Origin of the sequence: Amycolatopsis sp. BJA-103 (assembly GCF_002849735.1) — a bacterium.
GTDB lineage: Bacteria > Actinomycetota > Actinomycetes > Mycobacteriales > Pseudonocardiaceae > Amycolatopsis.
On sequence record NZ_CP017780.1, the window covers coordinates 3,629,649 to 3,640,030 of the forward strand.

A 10,382-nucleotide genomic window follows, 5' to 3' on the forward strand; every position below is an offset into this window, starting at 1 on the left:
GATCGTCCTCACGACACCCTCAGCGGACCGGGTTGGTCAGCTCGCCGATCCCCTCGATCGCCACGGTGACCTCGTCCCCCGGCTTCATCGGCCCGACGCCCGCAGGACTGCCGGTGAGCACGACGTCACCGGGGCGCAAGGTGAACCAGCGGGTCACCCACGCGAGGATCTCGGGCACGCCGAAGATCATCTCCCTGGTACTGGACCGCTGGACGATCCGGTCGTTGATCCGGGTGGTCACTCCGAGGTCTCCGTTCTCGATGTCGGTGGTGATCCAGGGTCCGAGCGGCAGGAACGTGTCGGCGCTCTTGGCCCGCGCCCACTGGCCGTCGGCCCGCCAGTCGTGCGCGGTCACGTCGTTGGCGCAGGTGTAGCCCAGGATGTGCGCATCGACGTCGTCTGCGGTCAGGTTCCGCGCGGTCCTGCCGATGACGACGGCGAGTTCGCCCTCGTACTCCAGGCGTTCGACCTCGGGCGGGTGCAGGATCGGCTGCCCCGGACCGGTGACGGCGTTGGGAGCCTTGAGGAACAGCGCCGGCTGTTCTGGCCAGGAACGGCCCTTTTCCTTCAGCTGGCAGGCGTAGTTGCTGCCGACGCAGACGATCGTGCGCGGATCGCACGGCGCGAGCAGCCGGACACCGGACAGCGGGCCGACGATCTCGCCGGGACCGGTGACCGGGTCGTAAGCGCGGACGACGTCGCCTTCGACGCACCCTGTCCGGGCGGTTCCCTCGGTATCGAAGCGAATCAGGCGCATCACGAACCACCCAGCGCTTCGCGGACGAGTTCGAGCGGGTGCCACGCCGTCCGGCCCGCCCCGTGGAAGATCTGCTGGCGGCACGAAACCCCGGTGGCGGCGACCAGCGTCTCCTCCGGTTCCTTTTCCAGCGCCGGGAAAAGACGGTCACGGCCGACGGCCATCGACGTCTCGTAATGCTCGGCCTCGAAGCCGAACGAGCCCGCCATCCCGCAGCATCCGGAGTCGATCTCGGCGACCTCCAGCCCCGGGATACGGCGCAGGAGCGCCATCGTGGCGACAGTGCCGACCTCCGCCTTCTGATGGCAGTGGCCGTGGAAGACCACGCGTCGCCCGCTGAGCCACGATCGCTCCGGCAGCTTCAGCCTGCCGTCGTCGATGGCCTCGACGAGTAATTCCTCGACCTGGCGGACTCGCTCCTTGACCTGCCGCGCTTCGGGAAGTTCCGGCAGCAGCGCCAAAGTCTCGTCCCGCAGGGTGAACACGCACGACGGCTCGCATCCGACGATCGGCGATCCGGGTTCGGTGTCGCGGGCCAGCGACGTGACCAAACCGGCCGCCTTCTTCTTGGCGTCGTCGAGCAGGCCCTTGGACAGGCTCGACCGCCCGCAACAGCCGCCGGAAGCGAGTTCCACCGCCCAGCCGGCGCTTTCGAGCAACTCGATGGCCGCCTTGCCGATCTGCGGTTCGGTGAAGGTGGTGAACGAGTCCGCCAGCCAGTTCACCGTTCCCGCCGTCCCAGGGGCCGTGGTACGACGGCGGTTCCAGCGCACGAGGTTGTCCCGGACGAACTTCGGTAGCGGACGCTCGGCCTTGATCCCGACGGTCCGCTCCATCACCCTGCGCAGCAAGCCGATCCGGCCGGGCACATTGGACAGTGGCGCGGTGGCCGAGCCCATCCGGTTGAGGAACCGGATCGAGCCGAAGATCCGCGACCGCAGCGGGGTGCCGTGCTCCTCGTGATGCTGGTACAGCGTCTCGGCCTTGAGCGACGCCATGTCGACGCTCATCGGGCATTCGCTCTTGCATGCCTTGCACATCAGGCACAGATCGAGGATCTCGTTGAGCCGCTCCCCGCCGAGCGCGGCCTTCGGGTCCGGCTCCGAGAGCGCCTTGACCAAGGCGTTGGCACGACCGCGCGTGGAATGCTCCTCCTGCAAGGTGACCTGGTAGGACGGGCACATCACGCCGGCGGTGGTCTTGCGGCACAGCCCGATGTTCATGCAACGGTCGGCGGCGTCGCGCATCCCGCCTCCGCCGATGACCTCGAACGACAACATGGTCCGCAACGGCGGCGCGGGCGGCAGGGCGTCGCGGTCACGAAGGTTCTCGGTCATCGGGGGCGCGTCGACGATCTTGCCGGGGTTCATCGTGCCCGCGGGGTCGAACAGTTTCTTGACCTGGCGCATGGCTTCGTAGAGTTCGTCACCGAAGATCTCGCGGTTGAACTCCGAGCGGGCCAGACCGTCGCCGTGTTCGGACGAGTTCACGCCGCCGAATTCGGCGACGAGGTCCTTGATCTTCTCCGCTACCACGCGCATCGTGTCGACCTGCGCGGGATCGGTGAGGTCGACGAACGGCCGGATGTGCAGGCAGCCGACCGAACAGTGCCCGTAGAACCCGGCGTCGAGGCGGTGTTCGTCGAGGATCCCCTTGAACCGCGCGGTGTACTCAGCCAGGTGCTCGGGGTCGACGGCGGTGTCCTCGATGAACGCCAGCGGCCGTTTGGTGCCCTCGCCCGCCGCCATCAGCAAGCCGAGACTGGACTTGCGCACCTTGAGCAGCGCCGCCTGCTCGGCGGCCGTGACCAGCTTGAGCGTGTGATAGCCGTGCCCGTCGCGCTCCCAGAGTTCGGCGACCTCGTCGAGTTTCGCCGCCAGGACGGTCTCGTCGTCGCCGGAGAAGGACACGAACAGCAGCGCCGCCGGGTCGCCGACGAGATGGTTGCCGAGATCGGCGTACTCGATCTTCTCCCGCGACAGGTCGAGGATGGTCTTGTCCATCAGCTCGACCTGATGCGGCTCGCAGCTGAGCGCGTCGAGCGTGGCCGAGATCGCGCCATGTGTGGTGTCGAAATGCCCGACCGCGTAGACGGTCTTCTTCGGCTTGGGCACCAGATCGACTTCGATCCGGGTGGCCAGCACGAGGGTGCCTTCGGCGCCGACCACGAATTTGGCCAGGTCGAAGGGATTGCCGTCGCCGTACCCGGAGAGGCGGTCGAGCCGGTAGCCGCAGGCGCGCCGCCAGAACACCGGCATGCCCTTGGCGATGGCGTCCTCGTTCGCGGTGACGAGTTCGGGCAGTTCGCGGTAGATACGGCCTTCGAGGGTGTCCGCCTCGGCACGACGCACGCGTTCGGTCTCGCTCACCGGTTCCAGGCGGGCGGTGGAACCGTCGGCGAGGACGACGTCCAGCGCGCGGATGTGGTCGATGGTCATGCCGAAGGTCAGCGACCCGGAACCCGCCGAGTTGTTGCCGACCATCCCGCCGATGGTGGCGCGGTTGCTGGTGGAGGTGTCCGGCCCGAACATCAGCCCGTGGGCGGCCGCAGCCTTGTTCAGCTGGTCTTGGACGACACCGGGTTCGACGACGGCCGTGCGCGCGACGGGATCGAGATCGAGGATCCGGTTCATGTACCGGGAGAGGTCCAGCACCAGCCCGGGGCCGACGGTCTGCCCGGCGAGGCTGGTGCCCGCCCCGCGCGGGACGACGGGCACGCCGAACTCCGCCGCGGTGGCGACGGCCGCGGCGACGTCCTCGTGATCGAGGGGGAACACGACGCCACGCGGCATGATCGAGTACATGCTCGCGTCGCGGGAGAACAGGTGGCGCGTGTAGTCGTCGAAGGCGACTTCCCCCTTGATCCGCGCGGACAGCGCGTCTTCGAGCGGGCCGGTACGGGTCAGTTCGGCTGTCATCGGCGGGCCCTCAGTCGTTCTGCAGCAGTTCGAGGGCGTCCTGCAGCCCGCGTGGATCGGCGGGGACCCCGGCGAGCGTGAGTCCCATTTGGACACCGGCGAGGGTTCCGGCGAGCGTGAGGTCGTTGAACGCGCCAAGATGCCCGATCCGGAAGATCTTCCCGGCGAGTTTGCCCAGTCCCGCGCCCAAGGACATGTCGAACCGGTCGAGGATGATCGCGCGGACCTTGTCGGCGTCGACGTCTTCGGGGACCAGGACCGCGGTCAGTGAACCGGAATGTTCGCGCTCGTCCTGGCAGAGGACCTCCAGCCCCCAGCCGCGCACGGCGGCTCGCGTGGCGGCGGCGTGCCGGGCGTGGCGCGCGAAGACGTTCTCGAGACCCTCGTCGTAGAGCAGGCGCAAGGCCTCCCGCAGCCCGTACATGAGGTTGGTGTTGGGCGTGTAGGGGAAGAAGCCACGCTCGTTCGCGGTGAGCATCGGCCCCCAGTCCCAGAAGATCTTCGGCAGGCACGCGGTTTTGGCGGCGTTGAGGGCCTTGTCGCTGATCGCGTTGAAACTCATGCCCGGCGGGAGCATGAGGCCCTTCTGCGAGCCCGCGACGGTGACGTCGACCCCCCATTCGTCGTGCCGGTAGTCGATCGAGCCCAGCGAGGAGATGGTGTCGACCAGCAGCAACGCGGGGTGCCCGGCGGCGTCGATCGCGGCGCGGATCTCCGGGATCCGGCTGGCGACACCGGTGGAGGTCTCGTTGTGGACCACGCAGACGGCCTTGATCCGGTGCGCGGTGTCGGCGGCGAGCCGCTCGGCGACCACCTCGGGATCGGCGCCGTGCCGCCAGTCCCCCGGCACGAAGTCGACGTGCAGCCCGAGGCCCCGCGCCATTTCCTGCCACAGCGTGGCGAAGTGGCCGGTCTCGAAGGCGAGGACGGTGTCGCCGGGGCTGAGCGTGTTGGTCAGGGCCGCCTCCCACGCGCCGGTCCCGGTGGCGGGGTAGATGACCACCGGGTTCGTGGTGCCGAAGACGGGCTTGATGTCGTGCAGCAGCTGCTTGGCCAGCTCCTGGAACTCGGGTCCGCGGTGGTCGATGGTGGCCGCCGACATCGCCCGGAGCACCACGTCCGGGACGTTCGTCGGGCCCGGGATCTGCAGGAAGTGACGTCCGGCTGCGTATGTCATGTGCGCCTCCACGCTCGGCATCGAGATGTTCCACAAAGCGAAACCTTGGTCTCGCTGCTTGAAAGGTATACCGTGTACCGAACTCCGTCGAGGGGGTACCGGCACCAACTTCAAGTCCCTGGATGTGTCAGCGCCGACCGCAGAGGATTCAGATGTCCATACAACTCGTCACAGTCGTGGCGCTCGCCCTGGTGTTCCTGATCGCGACCGTGCTCCCCGTCCACATGGGAGCGCTGGCGTTCGTCGCGGCGTTCGTGATCGGCACGGCGTTCGTCGGGGAAAGCACCGACGACATCGTTTCGGGGTTCCCCGGCGATCTCTTCGTCATCCTGGTCGGGGTGACGCTGCTGTTCGCGATAGCCAAAGGCAACGGCACCGTCGACCGGCTGGTGCACCTGGTGGTGCGCGCCGTCGGCGGGCGGATCGCCCTGATCCCCTGGGTGATGTTCGTGGTCACCGCGACCTTGACCGCGGTCGGCGCGGTGGTGCCCGCCGCGGTGGCGATCATCGCCCCGATCGGCATGGGCTTCGCCCGCCGCTACGCGATCAACCCGATGCTGATGGGCCTGCTGATCATCAACGGCGCCAGCGCGGGCGGCTTCTCCCCCATCAGCATCTTCGGCAGCATCGTCAACGGCGTCGTCGCGCGCGACAACCTGCCGAGCAATCCGGGACTGTTGTTCGCGTCTTCCTTCGTCTTCAACCTGCTGCTGAGTGCCATCGTGTTCTTCCTTTTCGGCGGCCGCGAACTGATCCGCCGCTCTGCGGCCGCCAAGACCGAGGTGGTCGCTCAGCCCGCCGCGGCGCTCGCGCTCAGCGGTGCTTCGGCCGGCGCGACCATGACCGAAGTCCCGGCGCCGTCGCCCACCAGCGGTGGAACCGACGAGCCCGAGGAGCGCCTTCCGCTCACTCGCGACCATGTGTTCACCCTGATCGGACTGGCGGCACTCGCGGTCGGCGCGCTGGTGTTCAAACTCGACGTCGGGTTCACCGCGCTGACCGTGGCGACGGTGCTGTCGCTGGTCTCGCCGGGTTCGGCGAAGGCGGCCGTCAGCGAGGTGGCGTGGCCGACGGTGCTGTTGATCTGCGGGATCGTCACGTTCGTCTCGCTGATGGAACGGGTCGGCACGATCGACTGGCTGGGCAACCTGGTGACGCGGATCGGTTCACCCCTGCTGGCCGCGATCCTCATCTGTGCGATCGGCGCGGTGGTTTCGGCGTTCGCGTCGACGACGGGGATCCTCGGCGCGCTCATCCCGCTCGCGGTGCCGTTCCTGCTGGCGGGCGAGGTCGGCGCGGTGAGCATGATCATCGCGCTGGCCATCTCGTCTTCGGTCGTCGACTCGTCGCCGTTCTCGACCAGCGGCGCCCTCGTCGTGGCCAACGCGCCGGCCGGTCAGAACGACAAGACGTTCCGGGGACTGATGATCTGGGGATTCAGTATGTGCGCGATCGCGCCCATCACGACCTGGCTGCTGTTCATCCTGCCCGGCTGGGGCTGAGGTCACTCCACATCGGACGGTCTGCCTAGACCGTCCGATGTGGACTCTAGCGGGATCGGCGCTCGGCCAGCCACTGCTCGGATTCGGGGCTGCCGCCGTCGAGCTGATCGACGACCGCGTCGAGGAAGCTGCCGTGCCCGTGGTCGGCCAGCGCCTTCAAGACCGCCTCGGGATCACCCTCCTCGATGACGGCGAGCAGTTCGCGATGCCGCTCGACGTTCTGCATCAGCGATTCGCCGTCGCGGCGGGCACTGCGGTTGAGCGCCATGCACAGCTGCATCTGCAGGGAAAGGGCGCGATACGCCTCGGTGACACGCTCATGGCCTGCCAGCGCCACGATCGACTGATGGAAGTCGTACTTGCGCTGAGTGAAGACACCCTCGTCACCGTCGAGGCCGGCTTGCTCGAAGGCGGCCAAGGCGTTCCGGCAGGCCTGCAGCCGCTCCGGCGAACGGACCGGGATCCCGATCCGGACGGCGAAGGCTTCGAGTTCTTCGCGCAGGGTGATGATTTCGTACACGTCGTGCCGGGTCAGGGGGCGGACGATGACCCCGCGCCGCGGATGGGGCACGACGAGCCCCTCGAAGGCCAAGACCTGCAACGCTTCGCGCAGCGGCGGGCGGGAAACGCCGAGCCGCTCGGTGAGCTTGGCCTCGACCAGCCGCGTACCGGGCGGGAGTTCGCCGGAAAGGATCATCGCGCGCAGCGCCTGGGTGGCCAGATCGGCCATACTCGGCGGTGCGACGATCCGGCCGTCTTCGTGCCGCACCACGTCAGCCGAAGCCGCAGTCGTCGAACTCGTGGTCATCGAGACCCCTCCCTTTCTGTATACGGTATATCAATCACTTCCGACCTGCGTGAGCGGTACGTCACTTTTCGCTCGCTTGGACTTTTAGTCCAAGGCTTATACAGTCAGTCTCGTGACCAACGAGCATCCGTATCCCCCGGCCTTCCGCAGCGGTGACCTGGTTTCCGTGTCCGGACGGCTCGGCGTGACCGAGCCCGGTGACCTGGTGCCCGGCGGATTCGACGCCGAATGCCCGCAGGCCTTCGCGAATCTCGACGCCGCGCTGCGTTCGGTGGGCGCGAGCCGGGCCGACGTGGTGAAGGTCGTCGTCTATCTGATCGACATCGTCGACCGCGACGGCCTCAACCGCGTCTACGAAGAGTTCTTCGCCGAGCCGCGGCCCGCCCGCACATGCGTCGGCGTCGCGTCGCTGCCCTACGGTGGCGCCGTCGAAGTCGAGGCCCTCGCCCGAGTACGCGATGTCTGAGCAGGACGCGATCCTCGACGCGCTCGCCCCGGTCGCCGACGGCATCGCGGCGACGCTGGGCTCGTTCTGCGAGGTCGTCGTCCACGACTTCCGGCGGCCGGAGAAGTCCGTGGTGGCGATCGCCGGCTCGGTCACCGATCGCAGCGTCGGCGGGTCGATGAGCGAGATCGGCATGGGCCTGCTCGCCCGCGGTGACGAGGCCGAAGACCAGCTGAACTACGTCACCCGGACGGCGTCCGGGAAGCTGGTGAAGTCTTCGACCATGCTGCTGCGCGACAGCGGCGGCTCCGTGTTCGGCGCGCTGTGCGTGAACCTCGACGTCACCGTGCTGGGCCAACTGCGGACGCTGGTCGGCGAACTCGCCGACGTCGGCACCGCCACCGAAACACCGACGACCACCTTCGGCGACGACGTCGACGCGGTGGTGGACGCGATCGTCGACGAGCATCAGCTGCGGCTGAACAAACCCTGGGCCGCGCTCAGCCGCGAAGAACGCCTCGACCTGTTCCGCAGCCTGCACGCGCGCGGCGTCTTCGCCGTGCGGCGGGCGGTGCCGCAGGTCGCGGCCCGGATCGGCATCTCACGCGCGTCCGCTTACAACTACCTCTCCGAAATCCGTGATCAAGGAGCATCATGACCGCCCCCGTGACCATCGACGACATCCGTGACGCCGCCGCCCGCCTGGCAGGCGTCGCGCACCGGACCCCGGTCGTGCGTTCCCGTACCCTCGACGACCTCGTCGGCGCCGAGGTCTTCATCAAATGCGAGAACCTCCAGCGTGTCGGGGCCTTCAAGTTCCGCGGCGCGTACAACGCCGCCTCCCGGCTCTCGCCGGAACAGCTGGCCAAGGGCATCGCCGCCTACTCCTCGGGCAACCACGCCCAGGCCGTCGCGCTCGCCGCACGGGAACTCGGGAGCAGCGCGGTCATCCTGATCCCGGAGGACACCCCGCAGTCCAAAAAGGACGCCACCGCGGGCTACGGCGCCGAGATCGTCACCTACGACCGCTACACCGGCGACCGCGTCGCGATCGGTGAAGCGCTGGCGGCCGAACGCGGCCTGGCGCTCATCCCGCCGTACGAGCACCCGCACGTGATCGCCGGACAGGGCACGGCGGCGCTGGAACTGCTGGAGGAGACCGGTTCGCTGGAGACCCTGGTCGTCCCGGTCGGCGGCGGTGGCCTGATCGCGGGCAGCTCGACCGCCGCGAAGGCCGTGCAGCCCGGTATCCGGGTCGTCGGTGTGGAACCCGAGGCGGGCGACGACACCAAACGCTCACTGGAAGCGGGCGAACGCGTCTCGATCCCGGTCCCCCGGACGATCGCCGACGGCCAGGCCGCCGAGATCCCCGGCGAGCTGACCTTCTCGATCAACCGGAAGCTCGTCGACGACATCGCGCTGGTCACCGACGACCAGGTCCGGAACGCGATGCGGTTCGCGTTCGAGCGGCTGAAGCTCGTCATGGAGCCGAGCGGGGCGACCGGTCTCGCCGCGCTGCTCAGCGGTCAGGTGCCCGTCTCGGGCCGGGTCGGGGTGATCATCAGCGGCGGGAACGTCAGCCCGGAACGCTTCGCGGAACTGATCGCGCGCTGAAACCCTCGTGAGTGCGGTGCGGCCGTGGCTCGGCACCGCACTCACGTGATCAGGGACGGAACCCACGTGATTGAGCCCGGATCTCGCGTGATCAGGGACGGAACTCACGAGTGCGGTCTCCAGTCACGTGAGTTCCGTGTCTGATCACGCGAGTTCCGTGTCTGGTCACGCGAGCGAGACCGGTCAGAGGCCGAGTCCGCCGGCCAGTACCGGCCAGGAGTTGCGCAACGCCCGTTGCCAGTAGGGCCAACTGTGGGTCCCGTCGCCGTAGTAGTCGACGGTCACCGGAATCCCCTTGGACTTCAGCCGATCCGTGAAACTCACGGAAGACGTCAACGCCGCCGGTTCGAAGAAGTCGGACTGCCCCGGCGGGTCAAGCGGGCCGGTCTTCCCGGTTCCGCACGAGACGTAGAGTGCCGTGCCGCGCAGGTCGTCGACGTGATCGAAGGGATTGTTCGCCGTCCACAACGGCCGCATCCCCCAGCTGTCACCCCACAGTTCGAGGTAGTTGAAGATCCCCGCGCGGGCCAGGATTCCCTGGATGAACAGCGGCGCTCCCTGATTCAGCGTGTTCGGCACGCCGCTGTACGACGCCGCCGCGGCGAACATCCCCTTGTGCTTGAACGAATACGCGAGCGCGCCGTACCCGCCGATCGACAGTCCGGCGATCGCCCGGCGGGTGCCTGCCCGGTAACCGCGTTCGACGATCTGCCGTACTTCCAAGGTGTGGAAGGTGTCCCAATCCGGCGTGCTCTTGAGCCCGAAGTTCCACCACTTGGTGTACATCCCGGCGGGACCGCCGGTCGGCATGACGACGAGGGCGTCCTTGTCCGCGGTGAACGCCTTGGCGTCGGTGAACTGGTCCCACGACCGGTAGTCGACCGGTTCGCAGCAGCCGTGCAGCAGGTACAGCGTGGGCCAGGTCCGCGTGGGTTGCGCGGCCCAGCCCGTCGGGACGAACAGGCGGACCATGCCGGTGGTGCCGAGCGCGGGCGAGCTGATCTTGAGGTCGACCGTGCGCGCGTCCAGCCAGGTCTCCTCGACGACCTTCGCGCCGTTGTCCGCAGTGGCCCGCGTCGGGGCCGCGCTCGCGGGGATCGAGCTTCCCAGCACGGCGACCATGGACAACACCAGCAGCCCCCACCGCCACGTTCGGTTCAT

The 10,382-nt window shown here is 68.2% G+C and carries 9 protein-coding genes; 4 read left to right on the forward strand and 5 right to left on the reverse strand.

What is annotated here, in order from left to right; genetic code table 11:
• Window positions 1-19: 19 nt before the first annotated feature.
• Genes BKN51_RS15780 through BKN51_RS15790 form a run of 3 tightly spaced genes read right to left on the reverse strand, consistent with a single transcriptional unit; the run spans window position 20 to window position 4,852 of the window.
• Window positions 20-757, reverse strand: coding sequence for a fumarylacetoacetate hydrolase family protein (locus tag BKN51_RS15780; protein ID WP_101608391.1), 738 nt, complete (start codon window positions 755-757; stop codon window positions 20-22).
• A complete protein-coding gene (locus BKN51_RS15785; RefSeq protein ID WP_101608392.1) occupies window positions 757-3,675 on the reverse strand; it encodes an FAD-binding and (Fe-S)-binding domain-containing protein in 2,919 nt (972 codons plus the stop codon). Before BKN51_RS15785 ends, BKN51_RS15780 begins: the two co-directional genes overlap by 1 nt.
• Before the next feature lie 10 nt (window positions 3,676-3,685).
• Window positions 3,686-4,852 carry a pyridoxal-phosphate-dependent aminotransferase family protein gene (locus BKN51_RS15790; protein ID WP_101608393.1) on the reverse strand — a complete coding sequence of 389 codons (1,167 nt, stop codon included), beginning with the start codon at window positions 4,850-4,852 and terminating at the stop codon, window positions 3,686-3,688.
• A 152-nt stretch (window positions 4,853-5,004) separates the two neighbouring features.
• On the opposite strand from BKN51_RS15790, the gene BKN51_RS15795 reads away from it, so the two are divergent.
• Window positions 5,005-6,354, forward strand: a complete 1,350-nt coding sequence (locus tag BKN51_RS15795) for an SLC13 family permease (RefSeq protein ID WP_101608394.1) — start codon at window positions 5,005-5,007, stop codon at window positions 6,352-6,354.
• A 46-nt stretch (window positions 6,355-6,400) separates the two neighbouring features.
• Here the strand turns inward: BKN51_RS15795 and BKN51_RS15800 are convergent, their stop codons facing one another.
• Window positions 6,401-7,162: a GntR family transcriptional regulator gene (locus BKN51_RS15800; RefSeq protein WP_101608395.1), complete on the reverse strand. Its 762-nt coding sequence runs from the start codon at window positions 7,160-7,162 to the stop codon at window positions 6,401-6,403.
• 112 nt (window positions 7,163-7,274) lie between these two features.
• On the opposite strand from BKN51_RS15800, the gene BKN51_RS15805 reads away from it, so the two are divergent.
• The 3 genes from BKN51_RS15805 to BKN51_RS15815 are packed head-to-tail and all read left to right on the forward strand — an operon-like array spanning window position 7,275 to window position 9,221.
• On the forward strand, window positions 7,275-7,628 hold the full coding sequence (locus BKN51_RS15805; RefSeq protein WP_101608396.1) for a RidA family protein: 354 nt from the start codon (window positions 7,275-7,277) through the stop codon (window positions 7,626-7,628).
• Entirely contained in the window at window positions 7,621-8,265 is a 645-nt protein-coding gene (locus tag BKN51_RS15810; RefSeq protein WP_101608397.1) for a helix-turn-helix transcriptional regulator, read from the forward strand. The genes BKN51_RS15805 and BKN51_RS15810 overlap by 8 nt, the downstream gene beginning before the upstream one ends.
• Window positions 8,262-9,221: a pyridoxal-phosphate dependent enzyme gene (locus tag BKN51_RS15815; RefSeq protein WP_101608398.1), complete on the forward strand. Its 960-nt coding sequence runs from the start codon at window positions 8,262-8,264 to the stop codon at window positions 9,219-9,221. Before BKN51_RS15810 ends, BKN51_RS15815 begins: the two co-directional genes overlap by 4 nt.
• Before the next feature lie 183 nt (window positions 9,222-9,404).
• On the opposite strand, the gene BKN51_RS15820 is transcribed toward BKN51_RS15815, so the two are convergent.
• Window positions 9,405-10,382 (reverse strand): alpha/beta hydrolase, encoded by a 978-nt coding sequence (locus BKN51_RS15820; RefSeq protein WP_101608399.1) that lies wholly within the window; start codon window positions 10,380-10,382, stop codon window positions 9,405-9,407.

Excerpts from the sequence above, each read along its gene's own strand:
- BKN51_RS15785 (WP_101608392.1), bottom strand. The coding sequence starts at position 3,675 with ATGACAGCCGAACTGACCCGTACCGGCCCGCTCGAAGACGCGCTGTCC.
- BKN51_RS15790 (WP_101608393.1), bottom strand. The coding sequence starts at position 4,852 with ATGACATACGCAGCCGGACGTCACTTCCTGCAGATCCCGGGCCCGACG.
- BKN51_RS15815 (WP_101608398.1), top strand. The coding sequence starts at position 8,262 with ATGACCGCCCCCGTGACCATCGACGACATCCGTGACGCCGCCGCCCGC.
- BKN51_RS15795 (WP_101608394.1), top strand. The coding sequence starts at position 5,005 with ATGTCCATACAACTCGTCACAGTCGTGGCGCTCGCCCTGGTGTTCCTG.
- BKN51_RS15820 (WP_101608399.1), bottom strand. The coding sequence starts at position 10,382 with ATGAACCGAACGTGGCGGTGGGGGCTGCTGGTGTTGTCCATGGTCGCC.
- BKN51_RS15780 (WP_101608391.1), bottom strand. The coding sequence starts at position 757 with ATGCGCCTGATTCGCTTCGATACCGAGGGAACCGCCCGGACAGGGTGC.
- BKN51_RS15810 (WP_101608397.1), top strand. The coding sequence starts at position 7,621 with ATGTCTGAGCAGGACGCGATCCTCGACGCGCTCGCCCCGGTCGCCGAC.
- BKN51_RS15800 (WP_101608395.1), bottom strand. The coding sequence starts at position 7,162 with ATGACCACGAGTTCGACGACTGCGGCTTCGGCTGACGTGGTGCGGCAC.